This window comes from Paractinoplanes toevensis, from assembly GCF_018332695.1.
GTDB lineage: Bacteria > Actinomycetota > Actinomycetes > Mycobacteriales > Micromonosporaceae > Actinoplanes > Actinoplanes toevensis.
Map to the genome: position 1 here is coordinate 46,550 of NZ_BOQN01000112.1, position 14,312 is coordinate 60,861.

The 14,312-nt window shown below is 72.0% G+C and carries 14 protein-coding genes and 1 pseudogene; 14 read left to right on the plus strand and 1 reads right to left on the minus strand.

Translation table 11 applies throughout. The features are described 5' to 3' along the window. Positions 1–19: 19 nt before the first annotated feature. The 7 genes from Ato02nite_RS40265 to Ato02nite_RS40295 all read left to right on the plus strand — a co-directional run bounded on the left by Ato02nite_RS40265 (position 20) and on the right by Ato02nite_RS40295 (position 6,576). Positions 20–778, plus strand: a complete 759-nt coding sequence (locus Ato02nite_RS40265) for a 2-phosphosulfolactate phosphatase (protein WP_213011968.1) — start codon at positions 20–22, stop codon at positions 776–778. A gap of 161 nt (positions 779–939) precedes the next feature. Beyond that, positions 940–2,394 carry an MFS transporter gene (locus tag Ato02nite_RS40270; protein ID WP_246607999.1) on the plus strand — a complete coding sequence of 485 codons (1,455 nt, stop codon included), beginning with the start codon at positions 940–942 and terminating at the stop codon, positions 2,392–2,394. A 76-nt stretch (positions 2,395–2,470) separates the two neighbouring features. Next, positions 2,471–3,655, plus strand: a complete 1,185-nt coding sequence (locus tag Ato02nite_RS40275) for an esterase-like activity of phytase family protein (RefSeq protein ID WP_213011970.1) — start codon at positions 2,471–2,473, stop codon at positions 3,653–3,655. A gap of 189 nt (positions 3,656–3,844) precedes the next feature. After that, a complete protein-coding gene (locus tag Ato02nite_RS40280; RefSeq protein ID WP_213011971.1) occupies positions 3,845–4,018 on the plus strand; it encodes a hypothetical protein in 174 nt (57 codons plus the stop codon). Next, complete coding sequence (locus tag Ato02nite_RS40285; RefSeq protein WP_213011972.1) at positions 4,015–5,154, plus strand: glycosyltransferase; 1,140 nt, start codon at positions 4,015–4,017, stop codon at positions 5,152–5,154. Before Ato02nite_RS40280 ends, Ato02nite_RS40285 begins: the two co-directional genes overlap by 4 nt. Then, the gene (locus Ato02nite_RS40290) at positions 5,151–6,176 is read left to right on the plus strand and encodes a glycosyltransferase (protein WP_213011973.1); all 1,026 of its coding nucleotides are present in this window, start codon (positions 5,151–5,153) and stop codon (positions 6,174–6,176) included. Before Ato02nite_RS40285 ends, Ato02nite_RS40290 begins: the two co-directional genes overlap by 4 nt. 10 nt (positions 6,177–6,186) lie before the next feature. Beyond that, on the plus strand, positions 6,187–6,576 hold the full coding sequence (locus Ato02nite_RS40295; RefSeq protein ID WP_213011974.1) for a RidA family protein: 390 nt from the start codon (positions 6,187–6,189) through the stop codon (positions 6,574–6,576). Here Ato02nite_RS40295 and Ato02nite_RS40300 read toward each other — a convergent pair. Further along, the gene (locus Ato02nite_RS40300) at positions 6,573–7,583 is read right to left on the minus strand and encodes an Lrp/AsnC family transcriptional regulator (RefSeq protein WP_213011975.1); all 1,011 of its coding nucleotides are present in this window, start codon (positions 7,581–7,583) and stop codon (positions 6,573–6,575) included. The two genes, Ato02nite_RS40295 and Ato02nite_RS40300, sit on opposite strands and share 4 nt — an antisense overlap. A 123-nt stretch (positions 7,584–7,706) precedes the next feature. Between Ato02nite_RS40300 and Ato02nite_RS40305 the strand changes: the two genes are divergently transcribed. The 7 genes and pseudogenes from Ato02nite_RS40305 to Ato02nite_RS40335 form a co-directional block, all read left to right on the plus strand. Further along, the gene (locus Ato02nite_RS40305; RefSeq protein ID WP_213011976.1) at positions 7,707–8,417 is read left to right on the plus strand and encodes a hypothetical protein; all 711 of its coding nucleotides are present in this window, start codon (positions 7,707–7,709) and stop codon (positions 8,415–8,417) included. Positions 8,418–8,502: 85 nt separating this feature from the next. Continuing rightward, positions 8,503–10,305 carry an aspartate--tRNA ligase gene (aspS, locus tag Ato02nite_RS40310; RefSeq protein ID WP_213011977.1) on the plus strand — a complete coding sequence of 601 codons (1,803 nt, stop codon included), beginning with the start codon at positions 8,503–8,505 and terminating at the stop codon, positions 10,303–10,305. Between the two features lie 2 nt (positions 10,306–10,307). Then, positions 10,308–11,111: an SDR family oxidoreductase gene (locus Ato02nite_RS40315; protein ID WP_307854221.1), complete on the plus strand. Its 804-nt coding sequence runs from the start codon at positions 10,308–10,310 to the stop codon at positions 11,109–11,111. Then, positions 11,098–11,772 carry a hypothetical protein gene (locus Ato02nite_RS40320; RefSeq protein ID WP_213011978.1) on the plus strand — a complete coding sequence of 225 codons (675 nt, stop codon included), beginning with the start codon at positions 11,098–11,100 and terminating at the stop codon, positions 11,770–11,772. Before Ato02nite_RS40315 ends, Ato02nite_RS40320 begins: the two co-directional genes overlap by 14 nt. 78 nt (positions 11,773–11,850) lie before the next feature. Continuing rightward, a complete protein-coding gene (locus Ato02nite_RS40325; protein WP_213011979.1) occupies positions 11,851–12,069 on the plus strand; it encodes a hypothetical protein in 219 nt (72 codons plus the stop codon). 76 nt (positions 12,070–12,145) lie between these two features. Beyond that, positions 12,146–13,690 (plus strand): replication-associated recombination protein A, encoded by a 1,545-nt coding sequence (locus tag Ato02nite_RS40330; RefSeq protein ID WP_213011980.1) that lies wholly within the window; start codon positions 12,146–12,148, stop codon positions 13,688–13,690. Further along, positions 13,687–14,312: pseudogene (locus tag Ato02nite_RS40335) on the plus strand (hypothetical protein); the annotation flags it as partial. The gene Ato02nite_RS40330 and the pseudogene Ato02nite_RS40335, both read left to right, overlap by 4 nt.

Below are 14,312 nucleotides of genomic sequence, written 5' to 3' on the forward strand. Positions count from 1 at the left end.
ATCCGGTGGGCTGCCCCCGATGAGCCTGGCGGACGGCCAGGGCGGCTATCGCGTCCGCTTCGACTGGGGTCCGGTCGGGGCCGATGTGGTGGCGGCCGGGGCCGCGTTCGTCGCGGTGGTCGACGTGTTGTCGTTCACCACGACCCTGACCGTGGCGGTCGAGCAGGGCCTGAGCGTGCTGCCCTACCGCTGGCGCGACGACTCGGCCGTCGACGTGGCCCGCCGGCACGGCGCGATGCTCGCGGTGCTGCGCAACCAGACCGGCCCCGGCCAGATCACCCTGTCGCCGGAGAGCATCCTGCACGCCGATCTGCGGGCCGACGGCATCGACCGGCTGGTGCTGCCGTCGCCGAACGGTTCGGCCATCTCGGCCCGGCTCGCCGACGCCGGGGTGACCGTGATCGGGGTGTCGCTGCGCAACGCGGCCGCCGCGGCGGCGTGGGTCCGGGATCGGGCCGGTGACCGCCCGGTCGGGGTGGTGGCGTCCGGCGAGCGCTGGCCGGACGGTTCGCTGCGGCCGGCGGTGGAGGACCTGTGGGGTGCCGGCGCGTTCCTCGACGGGCTGACGGCCGACGGGTTCTCCCCGGAGGCGGAGGCGGCGCTGTGGGCGTACCGCGGCATCTCGCCCAGCCTGAGCGACGCCCTGCGCGAGTCGGTCAGCGGCCGCGAGCTGCGGGCCTTCGGTTTCTCCGGCGATGTCGCGGTGGCCGCGGCGGTGGGCGCGAGCAGGGTCGTGCCGGTGCTGACCGACGGCTGGTTCGTCGATGGCGGTTCTTGATGCTGTCCTCGCCGCGAACGGCGGATCTTGCGGATTTCAATGGCGCGAAGGCGGAAAGTAGCGAAATCCCTAGCCTGGCTGGGTGATGCGGCCACCGCGGGCCGATCGTTGGGGGCGTAACCAAGAGAGGAAGAACCCCCATGCGTAAATGGTGGCCACTGGTGACCGTCTGTCTCGGCACCTTCATGCTGCTCATCGACGTGACCATCGTGAACGTGGCACTGCCTCCGATGGCCACCGACCTGAGCACGTCGTTCAGCTCCCTGCAGTGGGTGGTGGACGGCTACGCCCTGTCCCTCGGCGTGCTGCTGCTCGGCGCCGGTGCGCTCAGCGACATGTACGGGCATCGCCGCTTCTACATCGGCGGCCTCATCCTGTTCGCCGTCTCGTCGCTGGCCTGCGGGCTGGCCGCCGACCCGGGCCTGCTGGTGGCCGCCCGGGTGGTGCAGGGCGCCGGGGCCGCGGCCATGTTCACCACCACGTTCGCCCTGCTCAACAGCTCCTACCAGGGCCGCGACCGGGGTGTCGCGTACGGCGTCTGGGGTGGCGTCTCCGGTGCCGCCACCGCCATCGGCCCGATCCTCGGCGGCCTGCTCACCGAGGCGTTCAGCTGGCGCTGGATCTTCCTGGTGAACCTGCCGATCTGCATCGCCGCGGTGGTCATGTGCGTCACCACGCTGCGCGCCGACGGCGCCCGCCGCCCGGGCAGCTTCGACCTGTGGGGCACGGTCACCTTCACCGTCGCGGCCGGCACCCTCACGTACGCCGTGATCCGCGCCAACGACGAGGGCTGGTCGTCGCCGAAGACCTGGGGCCTGCTGATCGTCAGCGGCGTGGCGCTGGCCGCGTTCGCCGCCATCGAACGGTTCGGCAAGAACCCGATGTTCGACCTGGCCCTGCTGCGCAACCGCTCGTTCAGCGGCATCCTCACGGCCGGTCTGCTGGTCAACTTCGCGGCGTTCGCCGCGTTCACGTACACCTCGATCTGGCTTCAATCGGTGCTCGGCCTGTCGCCGTTGCAGGCCGGTCTCACCGGGCTGCCGGTCTCCATCTGCTCGGTGCTGGCCTCCGGTTTCGCCGGGGCCCGCCTGCACGGCCGGTCCCCGCGCCTGATCATCGGCGGCGGCATGCTGCTGATCGGCCTGGGCAGCCTGCTCAGCGGCTTCCTGATCACCGCCGACTCGAGCTGGCCGGCGCTGATGGCCGGCTACGCGATCGTCGGCCTGGGCGTCGGCTTGGTGATGCCGGCCCTGGCGTCGTCGGCGATGGGCGCGGTCCCGCACTCCCGCGGCGGCATGGCGGCGGGTTCACTGACCACGGCGCGGCAGCTCGGTTACGCGATCGGCATTGCCATTCTGGGCACCGTCTTCGCCTCCCGGGCGGCCGCTCACCTGGGCGGCAGCACCGAGGCGGCGCACGCGGTGGCCGGCGGTCAGGCCGGCCGCCTGGCCGGAGCCTTCCCCGAGCACGTCATCCGCGCGGCCGCGGCGGCCGGCCTGGACGCCGGCTTCTACATCGGGGGAGCGGTCGGCCTGGTCGGCGCGCTCGCGGTCTTCCTTCTGGTACGCCCGGCACCCGCCCCGGCAGCCGCGCCGGAACCGGCCATGGCGTCCTGACCGGTCATGGCCCGGGTCCACTCCGGACCCGGGCTGTTTCCGTTCCCGTCACCCGTCGTCCCTAGCCTCGGCGCACATGATGAAGATCCCCGCCGTCGCGGGCGCCCTCACCCTCTCGCTCGCCCTGGGCGGCACCGCCGCGGTGGCCGGTGGCCACGACCACCTCACCGTCCCCACCCTGAGTGGCTGGGCGTCGCTGCCGGCCGGCACGTTCGTGCCGGGCAGCGAGCCCTCCGCCGCCAAGGTCACCGGCAACACCAACGGGTTCGCGGTTCCCTTCGACGACCAGCCGATCCAGGGCTTCTCCGGCATCGTCAAGAACCGCGACGGCTCCTTCGACGTCCTCTCCGACAACGGCTACGGCAACCAGGCCAACTCGGGCGACTTCCTGCTGCGCATCCAGCGCCTGACCCCGGCCTTCGCCACCAACACGGTCGACGTGGTCGGCGGCATCACGCTGAGCGACCCGTCCGGGAAGGTGCCGTGGGCGCTGACCCGCCCCGACCGCGTGCTGACCGGTGCCGACTTCGACGTCGAGTCGATCGTCCGGGCCGCCGACGGCACCTACTGGATCGGCGACGAGTTCGGCCCGTACCTGCTGCACTTCGACCGGGCCGGCCGGCTGCTGGCCGCCCCGATCCCGCTGGACGGCGTGGTCGCCCCGGAGACCGCCGCGCGCACCGGCGTCCCGGCCACGACGAACAGCAGCAAGGGGTACGAAGGTCTGGCCGCCGCCCCGGACGGCCGTTACCTCTACGGCCTGCTGGAGGGCACGGTCAACGGTGATGTCGCCGGTCGGTTGCGCCTGAACCAGTTCGACCTGCGCACGCAGAGATACACCGGCAAGCGCTACACCTACCAGCTGGAGAGCCCCGCGAACGCGATCGGCGACGCCATCGCGGTCGACGACAACCGCTTCCTGATCATCGAGCGGGACAACGGGCAGGGTGCCACGGCCGTCGTCAAGCGCATCTACCTGGCCGACAAGCGCGATCGCAACCACGACGGCCTGCTGGACAAGACCCTCGTGGTCGACCTCATGAACATCGCCAACCCGCGCCACCTGGGCGGCTTCGGCGACACGTTCACCTTCCCGTTCCAGACGATCGAGGACGTCGTCGTCCTCGGCGACAACCGGATTGCCGTCCTGAACGACAACAACTTCCCGTTCTCCACCGGCCGCTCGGCCACCGCGGCCGACAACAACGAGTGGATCACCATCGACCTCCCGAAGTCCTACGGGGTTGTCGCGAACAGGTAGCGCGCGGCGACATTCACGTTCGCGGTCTCGGGGCCGGACAGGCGTAGTATGGCGGTGGTTGCCCCAGACTTCGGTGGCCACAGCCGCCGCCGGCGGGTGCGCCTCATCTCCGAGGGAGCGCGCGTACCTCCGCCCTCCGACACGGACGCGCCGTTCTGGCCCCTGTCGGCAAGCATTGAGAGCAAAATCATGATCATCGCAAAAGATGTTGTCCTAGCCGTTCTCCGTGAGCGCGGCCTGCAGGCCAGGGCCGACTTCGTCGACCGGGAACTGCCCGACCTCATCGACTCCGACAAGCATGGTGGGCTGCTCTCGACACTCCACCTCGACATCGCCGAGCTGGCCGCCGCGGCGACTCGGTGACGATTCGCTACGGATTCCTGAGCACCCATCCGCCCACTCGCTGCGGGCTTGCGACCTTCAACGCCTCCCTCGCCGCCCACCTGGGCGGGACCGGACTGCCGGGCGGCATCGTGCGGGTGACCGCGAGCGGTGACGACCCCGCCCCGGTGGCCGGCGTGGAGCACACCTGGACGGCCGGGGAAACGGCCGGCTGGCGGGCGACCGCCGAGGTGCTGAACACCTTTGACATCGCCGTCGTCCAGCACGAGTACGGCATCTATCCCGGCCGGGACGGCGGGGAGGTCCTGGCCGTGCTGCGCCGGCTCACGGTGCCCAGCATCGTCGTCCTGCACACCGTGCTGAGCCGCCCCACCCCGAGCCAGAAGTCGCTGCTCGAGGAGATCGTGGCCGTCGCCGGTGCGGTCGTCACCATCTCCGCCACCGCGCACGACCGGCTGCTCCTCGGTTACGCCGTGGACCCCACGAAGGTCTCCGTCATCCCGCACGGTGCCGCCGATCACGCCGGCGTACCGGCCGGTCCGCGCGCCCGGCCGCACCTGCTGACCTGGGGTCTGCTCGGACCGGGCAAGGGCATCGAATGGGCCCTGCACAGCCTGGCCCGGCTGCAGAAACTCAAACCGGCACCGGTCTACACCGTGGCCGGCCGCACCCATCCCAAGGTGGTCGAGCTGCACGGCGAGGCCTACCGGGCGAGCCTGCACCGGCTCGGCGCGACCCTCGGCGTCGCACACACGGTCAACTACGAGTCGGACTACCTCGACGACGCCGCGCTGGGCCGACTGATCCGGTCGGCTGACGTCGTGGTGCTGCCGTACGACTCCACCGAGCAGGTCAGCTCGGGCGTGCTGGTCGAGGCGGTGGTGGCCCGGATCCCGGTGGTCGCGACCGCGTTCCCGCACGCGGTGGAGTTGCTCACCGACGGGCCCGGCCTGGTGGTGCCGCACCGGAATCCGGCCGCCATGGCAGCCGCCATCCGCAAGATCCTTACCAAGCCCGGCCTGGCCGCCTCCCTGCTCGCCCGCAACGGCTCGATCGAGTCCACGCTGCTCTGGCCGGCCGTGGCGCAGCGGTACCACGCCCTCGCGGAGACGCTGGTCGCCCTGCACGCTCGTCCGGTCGCGGCGGCGCGGGCATGACCGCCGCCGCCGTCGTATCCTCGCCGACCCCGACCGTTCCGGCGCCCACCTTCGCGCACCTGGTGCGGCTCACCGACGACACCGGGCTGTTCGAACACGCCCGGCACGCCATCCCCCGCCGCGAGCACGGCTACTGCACCGACGACGTCGCCCGCGGCCTCGTCGTCACCAGCCGGGAATCCGACCCGTCCCGACAGGTCCTGCGGCTGGCCGAGCGATATCTGGCCTTCCTCACCCACGCGCAGGATGCCCAGGGAGCCTTCCACAACCGGCTCGGCTTCAACCGGACCTGGACCGACCAGCCCAGCCTCGGCGACTGGTGGGGACGGGCCCTGTGGGGTCTGGGCACGGCCGCGGCCCGCAGCCCGGCCTCGTGGATCCGCGAGGAGGCGCTGCTGGCCTTCACCCGCGGTGCCACCTGCCGGTCTCCCGCCCCGCGGGCGATGGTCTTCGCCGCGCTCGGCGCCGCCGAACTGCTCCGGGTCGACCCGGACCACGAGCCGGCCGCCGACCTGCTGGCCGACGCCGCCACGGCGATCGGGCGGCCCGGCCTCGACCCGCGCTGGCCGTGGCCGGACGAACGGCTCACCTACGCCAATGCCGCCCTGGCCGAGGCCCTGATCGCGGCCGGTGACCTCCTGGCCGACCCGGCCGCCCTCGCCGCCGGCCTGCGGATGCTGACCTGGCTGCTGGAGATCCAGACCAGCGACGACCACCTGTCGGTGCTGCCGGCGGCGGGCTGGCAGCGCGGCGGTCCCCGGCTGCGGCACGATCAGCAGCCGATCGAGGTGGCCGCACTGGCCGACGCCTGTGCCACGGCCGCCTCCATCACCGGCGATCACGAGTGGCGGGACGGCGTGAGCCGGTGCATCGCGTGGTTCCTCGGCGACAACGACGCCGACCACGTCATGTGGGACCAGGAAACCGGTGGTGGTTACGACGGGCTGACGCTGCAGGGCGTCAACCTCAACCAGGGGGCCGAATCGACCCTCGCCCTGATCGCGACGCTGCAGCACCGCTAACGTCGGCGGCATGACGCAGCGGCGGGTGATCCTCAGCGGCTCGACGTTCGAGGAGCAGATCGGCTATGCCCGGGCCGTGGTCGACGGCGACGACGTGCACGTGTCCGGGACGACCGGTTTCGACTACCGGACGATGACCATCTCGGACGACGTCGTCGACCAGGTCGAGCAGTGCCTGCGCAACATCGAGGCGGCCCTGGCGGAGGCCGGCTGCACGTTCGCCGACGTCCTCCGGGTCCGCTACCTGCTGCCCGACCGCGACGACTTCGAGCCCTGCTGGCCGGCGCTGCGCCGCGCCTTCGGCACGACCCGGCCGGCCGCCACGATGATGGTGTGCGGCCTGTCCGACCCCAGAATGAAGATCGAGATCGAGGCGTACGCCCGGCGGCCCGAGCACTAGCCGGGTGGCTCGCGGATCAGGCCGTTCTCCACCAGTGAGTGGGAATGCTTGAGCCGGACCATCTGCGGCACGATCTCGACCCGCTGGATGCTGTCGATCTCGGCCACCTTGGTGGTGAGGTATCGGTAGAGCGCCTCGGCGTCGGTGGCCAGCGCCGACGCCATCACGTTGGCGCTGCCGGTGACGGCGCCGACGAAGGCCAGCTCGGGGTGGTCGGCGAGCCGGGCGCCGGTCGACGCCAGGTGCGCGGGCGCGACCGTGAACCACAGGTTGGCCACCGCGTGCATGCCCACCGCCGTGGTGGCGACGTCCACGTGGAAATAGATGGCGCCGGCGGCGGTCAGCTCGCTCACCCGGTGCGCGGCCTGTCGCTGGCTCACCCCGGCCGCCGCCGCGACCGCCGCCCAGCTCGAGCGGCCGTCCCGGCTCAGCGCGTCCAGCAGCGGGCGGTCCGACGCCTCCAGGCGGGCCGCGCCGGTCGGGTTGGGGGCCTGCACGGGGGCGCCGTCCAGCAGGAAGGCGCGCTGCTCGGCCGACAGGTCGTGGTCGGGGGCCACCCAGTCGGTCTCGCCGCGCCCGGCGAAGCGGTGCAGCATCTGGTGGGCGCTGAAGGCCAGCACGCTGGCCGCCCTCGGCAGGTGGTGCAGCAGACCGGACTGCGGGTCGCCCACCTCGGCCTGGCAGGTGACCTCCGCGCCGCCGGCGCCGATGCTGACCCACGAGGTGTCGCCCCGCTGGGCGAGAGCGCCGGCCAGGACGCCGGCGGTGCCCGGGCGGCAGCCGATGCGCAGCGTCCAGTAGCTGGAGCCCTCGCGGTGGGTGGCCTCCGGCCGGGCGACGATCCGGACGAACCCGGACGTGCGCATCCGCTGGAAGCGGCGGGCGACCGTCTGCTCGGACACCTCGAGCACCGTGGCGATCCGGGCGAACGGCGCACGCGGGGCGATCTGCAGGGTGTGGAGGATTTGCCGATCCAGGCCGTCGAGCGTGCGGGATTCCGTCGCCATGAAGCCAGCGTACGGCGGCATCCCTCGGGGAGGTGGGTCACCAGGGCGGGGGATGGGATCGAATGATCGACACCTCTAACGTCAGGAACCCGGACCAAAAGCCCCAAAACCGGAGCCGCCCCTATGTCCGTGTTCCGCGCCGCGAACAACGTCAACCGACCGCCCGGCCCTAACGCGGGACCCCGGGATCCGTACCCGATCAATCGGCAGCGGGAGGAGGAGCCCGTCCCGGACGGGCCCACCGAGCGCATCGAGGACCGGCCGTCGCGGTTCCGCGACCGGCTCGCCTGGCTCGGCATGCTGGTCGCGGTGTTCGCGCTGATCACCTCGTCGATCGCCGCCCTGGCGGCCTGGCAGGCGATGAAGGTGGCCCGGATGGTCGCCATGGCCGGGGAACCGGTCAGCCACGCGGAACAGGAGAGCCGGACCACCGGCTTCGCGGTCAGCTACGCCCAGGAGCCGCTGCGGGTGCAGGTCGGCTGCGCCGCCGTCCTGTTCGTCGATCTGGACGAGCCGCGGGCCAACGCCGACGAGAAAGTCAGCGATCTGAGGTACGACAGCCGGTGCGGCACGGACCTGCCGCGCCTGACGCTCGGGCCGGGCGCGGTCGCCGGTGCCCAGGTGAAGGATCTGGACCTGGACGCGGCCGGCTGCGCGCGGGCCATCCGGAACAGTCCGATCGGGCCCGGCGGCGGCGTCGAGGTGCGCAAGGGCGCCGTGCTGTGTGTGCTGACCGCCGCCCAGCCGGCCGCGATGACCCTGGTGGAGGTGACCGAGGTCGGGCGGACCGGCACCGCCGGCATGCGGGCCACCTCCTGGAAAGTCGCGGGCTGACGGCGGTCGCGCGGGGCGCTCCTGACAGAATGTCGGGAGCGCTCTGCGTAGTTTTTGAAAAGAATCGGTGAGGAGTCGAGTTCCCGTGATCCGTACCCATGACGCCGGCGGCCTCCGCGCGAGCGACGCCGGCACGACGGTGACGCTCGCCGGGTGGGTGGCCCGCCGGCGCGACCACGGCGGGGTCATCTTCGTCGATCTCCGCGACGCTTCCGGGGTCGTGCAGGTGGTCTTCCGCGAGGAGGACGCGCACGCGCTCCGCAACGAGTACTGCGTGAAGGTCGTCGGCGAGGTCAACGCCCGCCCGGCCGGCAACGAGAACCCCGACCTGGCCACCGGTGCCGTCGAGGTGGTCGTGTCCGAGCTGACCGTGCTCTCCGAGGCGGCCCCGCTGCCGCTGCCGGTCGACGACACCATCACCGCGTCGGACGACCTGCGGCTGAAATACCGCTACCTCGACCTGCGCCGCTCCGGTCCGGCCGCCGCCCTGCGCCTGCGCAGCCGGGCCAACCAGATTGCCCGCGAGGTGCTGCACGCCCGCGACTTCAACGAGATCGAGACCCCGACGCTGACCCGGTCGACCCCGGAGGGCGCCCGCGACTTCCTGGTCCCGGTCCGCTTGCAGCCCGGCACCTGGTATGCGTTGCCCCAGTCCCCGCAGCTGTTCAAGCAGCTGCTGATGGTGGCCGGCCTGGAGCGGTATTACCAGATCGCCCGCTGCTACCGCGACGAGGACTTCCGCGCCGACCGGCAGCCCGAGTTCACCCAGCTCGACATCGAGATGTCGTTCGTGACCCAGGACGACATCATCGAGCTCGGCGAGGAGATCGTCAGCCGGCTGTGGAGCGAGCTGGCCGACTACCAGGTGCAGCTCCCGATCCCGCGGATCACCTGGACCGACGCGATGAACCGCTACGGATCCGACAAACCCGATCTGCGGTACGGGGTGGAGCTGGTCGAACTGACCGACTATCTCCGTGGCACCGAGTTCCGGGTCTTCGCGGGCGCGATCGACAACGGCGGCTACGTCGGCGCGGTGGTCATGCCGGGCGGCGCCGCGCAGACCCGCAAGGAACTCGACGGCTGGCAGGACTGGGCCAAGGCCCGGGGCGCGCGGGGCCTGGCCTACGTGGTGCTGGACGCCGAGACGGGCGAGGCCCGCGGACCTGTGGCGAAAAATCTGTCATCTGACCATTTGTCCGGATTGGCGGACGCCACCGGCGCCAAGCCGGGCGACGCGATCTTCTTCGCCGCCGCCAACGAGCGCCGCGAGGCCCAGGAGCTCCTGGGCGCCGCCCGCATCGAGATCGCCAAGCGGGCCGGCCTCATCGACGAGTCCGCCTGGGCCTTCTGCTGGGTCGTCGATGCGCCGATGTTCGAGAAGACCGACGAGGGCGGCTGGACCGCGGTCCACCACCCCTTCACCTCGCCGAACAACGAGTGGCTCGACCGCTTCGAGGAGGCGCCCGACCAGGCCCTCGCCTACGCCTACGACATCGTGGTGAACGGCAACGAGATCGGCGGCGGCAGCGTCCGTATCCACCGGGCCGATGTGCAGAGCCGGGTCTTCGACCTGCTCGGCATCACCCCCGAGGAGGCGCAGGACAAGTTCGGCTTCCTGCTCGAGGCGTTCAAGTACGGCCCGCCGCCGCACGCCGGCATCGCCCTGGGCTGGGACCGCACCTGCATGCTGCTGTCCGGCAACGAGTCGATCCGCGAGGTCATCGCGTTCCCGAAGACCCGCGGCGGTTACGACCCGCTGACCACCGCGCCGACCCCGATCACCGCGCAGCAGCGGCTCGAGGCCGGCATCGACGCCAAGCCGAAGGCCACCGCCGGTGCCCCCGGCACGGACGGCCAGGCCGCCCCGGTGGAGCACTCGAACTGAGAATTCTCGTCGTCGGCGCCGGCGGCTACCTGGGACGACGGGTGGTCCGCCGGGCCGCGGCGTGCGGGCACGAGGTGGTCGGCACGGCCACGACCGCGGCCTCCGGCCACCGGATCCTCGACGTCCGGTCCCGCGCGGCGGTGCTTGCGCTGCTTTCCGGCGTACGGGCGGAAGCGGTCTTGAATCTGGCCTCACGGATGGACGACTGGGCGGTGACCGCGGACGGTGCCGCCCACGTCGCCGTCGGGGCGCGCGGTGCCCGCCTCGTACACGTCTCCTCCGACGTCGTCCACGGCGGCCGTTCCCGCCCGTACACCGAAATTGATCCGCCCGACCCGAAGGGTCGTTATGGCTCGGCGAAGGCGGCGGCGGAGACCGCCGTCGCGGCGGTCGACCCGGGCGCCGCGATCGTGCGCACCTCGCTGATCATCGGCAGCGACGACAGCCAGCACATCCGCCTCGCCCGGGACCTGATCGCCGGGAAGCGGCCGGGTTTCCTGTTCGAGGACGAGATCCGCTGCCCGGTGCACGTCGACGACCTGGCCGCGGCGCTGGTCGAGCTGGCCGGGAACGACTATCCGGGGGTGCTCAACGTCGCCGGGCCGGAGGCGATCTCCCGCGCCGGCCTCGGCCGGCTCGTCGCCCGGCAGGACGGCATCGACCCGGCCGCCGTGCCGACCGGGCTCACCGCCGACGCGAACCTGGCGCCCCGCGCCACCGACGTCAAACTCGACAGCTCCCGGGCGTACGGCATGCTGGCCGTCCGTTTTCGGCCGGCCTCGGAGAGCGTACGTGCCGGCGGCTGACGAAAAACCGGCCTGGCGCCGGCGCACCGAGGGTGAGCGCCGCTGGCCCGCCGGCATTGCCTGGGCCGGCCTGATCACCCTGCAGTGGTTGCTGCCGGACCGGCTGACCCTCGGCCCGGGCTGGCTCCTCCCGGTGATCGAGATCGGGATCGCCGTGGTGCTGGTCGCCGCCAACCCGGTGCGGATGAAACGCGACACCGCCCGCCTGCGCATTCTCTCGCTCGGGTTGATCACCGTGGCCAGCCTGGCGACCGCCTGGTCGGTCGCGATGCTGATCCGGGACATCGTCACCGGGCACGACGTCGGCTCGGCCGGGCACCTGCTCGCCACCGGCGCCGCCATCTACCTGATGAACGTGATCGGCTTCGCGGTCTGGTTCTGGGAGCTGGACCGCGGCGGCCCGGTGGCCCGGTCGCTGGGCACCGACCCCTACCCCGACTTCCTGTTCCCGCCGATGACCTCGCCGGACATGGCGCACAAGGACTGGGAACCGCAGTTCATGGACTACCTGTACGTGTCGTTCACCAACTCGACCGCGTTCAGCCCCACCGACACGCTGCCGATGACCCGCGGGGCCAAGTTCGGCATGGCGCTGGAGTCAGCGATCGCGCTCGCGACGGCGGCCCTGGTGGTCGCCAAAGCGGTAAATGCGCTCGGGTAGATCCACGGTGGAGTTTGCCGACCGATAGCAGCGGGGTATTCGCGGGTCAGATGGCTCTCACCCCCGGAGGAATACACAATGCTCGCTATCGCCGCCGCGATCGTTTTCGGTGTCTACCTGCTCCTCGACCTCTTCGACACCAACCTCGGTGCTCCCGACCTGTTCAACTTCCCGACCATGGCCTCGCTCGGTCTCCTGCTCCTCGCCCTGTACCTGGCCGGCGTCGGCAGCGGCCCGCGCACCGGCAGCAGCGGCAGCGGCCGCCGCTTCTACGGCCGTCGTCCGGGCCGGGGCTGATCTCCAGTCGCGCAGGCCGGCCCGCTCGCACGGTGCATTTCGGGCATCGCGCGGCGGGCCGGTACTGTCGGTCCTGATGGAAATGGACGGGCTCTTTCCGCTGGGCCAGCCGAGTGGCGTTCTGGCCGCGCCGGCTTCGTCGGCTTTCACCCCCGTCGCGCTCGACTCGCCGCTTCCGGTGCGGATGCGCCCGGCGAGCATCGACGAGTTGGTCGGCCAGGAGCACCTGCTCGCGCCGGGCAGCCCGCTGCGGCAGTTGGTGACCGGGGTCAGCCCGATGTCGGTGATCCTGTGGGGTCCGCCCGGCACCGGCAAGACCACCATCGCCCACCTCGTCGCCGGCGCTTCCGAACGCAAGTTCGTGGCCTTGTCTGCGCTCACCGCCGGGGTCAAGGACGTCCGCGCGGTGATCGACACGGCCCGCCGCGAGCGCCGTTCCGGTGGCCCGCCGACCGTGCTGTTCATCGACGAGGTCCACCGCTTCTCCAAGACTCAGCAGGATTCGCTGCTGGCGGCGGTCGAGGATCGCACGGTCGCCCTGCTGGCCGCCACAACGGAGAATCCGTACTTTTCGGTTATTTCACCATTGCTGTCGCGGTGCGTGCTGCTCACGCTCAAAGCACTCGGTGAGGACGAGGTCCGGGCCCTGCTGCGCCGGGCCGTCACCGATTCGCGCGGCCTGGGCGGAAAGGTCACGGTTTCGGCAGAGGCCGAGGACCATTTCGTACGGCTGGCCGCCGGCGACGTCCGCAAGGCGCTGACCGCCCTCGAAGCCGCCGCGAGCTCCGCCGAGGCCCAGGGCGCCACCGAGATCGACCTGGCCACCGCCGAGAAAGCGGTCGACGTCGCCGCCGTCCGCTACGACCGGGACGGCGACGCGCACTACGACGTGACCAGCGCGTTCATCAAGAGCATGCGCGGCAGCGACCCCGACGCGGCGCTGCACTGGCTGGCCCGCATGCTCGTCGCCGGCGAGGACCCGCGCTTCATCGCCCGCCGCATCGTGATCTTCGCAAGCGAGGACGTCGGCATGGCCGACCCGCAGGCCCTGCTCGTGGCCACCGCGGCCGCCCAGGCCGTGCAGCTCATCGGCCTGCCCGAGTGCCAGCTCAACCTGGCCCAGGCCGTCGTGCACATGGCCACCGCACCCAAGTCCAACACCGTCACCACCGCGATCGGATCGGCGATGGCGGATGTCCGGGCCGGCCGCGGCGGGGCCGTCCCGTCCCATCTGCGCGACGCCCACTATCCCGGGGCACGTGGCCTAGGTCACGGTCGCGGATACCGGTACCCGCACGACGACCCCCGCGGCGTCGTCACGCAGCAGTACATTCCCGACGATCTCGTCGGCTCCGACTACTACCGCCCGACTGATCACGGGGCCGAACGCGCAGTAAGCGAGCGTGTTCCACGACTGCGCCGGATCGTCCGCGGACTCAGCGCCGCCGTTCGCGGCGAGGCCGCCGCGAACGCTTCGGCGCCCACACCCGACCGCACGGCGGCTGGTGCTCCGGCCGCCGATGCGTCACGCTCTTCGGCGAAGAGTGAGCCGCCGGCATCGCCACCGGCAGCGGACGAAGCAGTCGACAGCGGCACAGCCGCCGGAGAGGAACAGCCGTGAATTCGCGCGGTGCCGATCGGCCCGACGACGAGGCCGACCTGCGCAACGGAACCGGCGCCCGAAAGGGCCGTGGCCGGTTCGGTCGAGGCCGCCCGGAGCCGACGGAGCCCGCGGAGGTCCCGCAGGAGGAAACCGGCTGGCTCGACGACCTGCGCTCGGCCAAGCAGGACCGCAGCGCGATCGGCCCCGGCACGCTCGCCGGCGAGACCCGTCCCAGCAAGTCCGGCCGGGTGGCACCCGGCCCCGACGACACCCCCGATGACGACGATCTGCCCTTCGGCGGCGAGGCCCCCGGTTGGCAGGCGGCCAGCGGCGCCCACCCGGCGACCCGGCCGCCCGGCAGCGTGTCTCCTGCGCCCGGCATGGGGCCCGGTTCCGCGCCCGGTCAGCCCGGCGGTCTTTCCGGCCGGATAGCACCCGGCGGTGCGCCCTCCGCTCCCGGCGTGGGGCAGCCGCCCGCGGGCGCTCCCGGCCGTGCCGCGCCCGGCGGGGCGCCTTCCGGCCCGGCCGCGGGCCAACCGCCCGGTGGTGTGGCCGGCCGTGCTCTGCCCGGTCAGCCCAGTGGTGTGGCCGGCCGTGCTCTGCCCGGTCAGCCCAGTGATGTTCCTGGTCGTGCGGTGCC

What these genes read in the sequence shown, in the direction of transcription:
- Ato02nite_RS40265 (WP_213011968.1), top strand. Translation starts at nt 20, where the DNA reads ATGAGCCTGGCGGACGGCCAGGGCGGCTATCGCGTCCGCTTCGACTGG.
- Ato02nite_RS40280 (WP_213011971.1), top strand. Translation starts at nt 3,845, where the DNA reads ATGATCATCGCAAAAGATGTTGTCCTAGCCGTTCTCCGTGAGCGCGGC.
- Ato02nite_RS40290 (WP_213011973.1), top strand. Translation starts at nt 5,151, where the DNA reads ATGACCGCCGCCGCCGTCGTATCCTCGCCGACCCCGACCGTTCCGGCG.
- Ato02nite_RS40325 (WP_213011979.1), top strand. Translation starts at nt 11,851, where the DNA reads ATGCTCGCTATCGCCGCCGCGATCGTTTTCGGTGTCTACCTGCTCCTC.
- Ato02nite_RS40295 (WP_213011974.1), top strand. Translation starts at nt 6,187, where the DNA reads ATGACGCAGCGGCGGGTGATCCTCAGCGGCTCGACGTTCGAGGAGCAG.
- Ato02nite_RS40330 (WP_213011980.1), top strand. Translation starts at nt 12,146, where the DNA reads ATGGAAATGGACGGGCTCTTTCCGCTGGGCCAGCCGAGTGGCGTTCTG.
- Ato02nite_RS40300 (WP_213011975.1), bottom strand. Translation starts at nt 7,583, where the DNA reads ATGGCGACGGAATCCCGCACGCTCGACGGCCTGGATCGGCAAATCCTC.
- Ato02nite_RS40305 (WP_213011976.1), top strand. Translation starts at nt 7,707, where the DNA reads ATGTCCGTGTTCCGCGCCGCGAACAACGTCAACCGACCGCCCGGCCCT.
- Ato02nite_RS40275 (WP_213011970.1), top strand. Translation starts at nt 2,471, where the DNA reads ATGATGAAGATCCCCGCCGTCGCGGGCGCCCTCACCCTCTCGCTCGCC.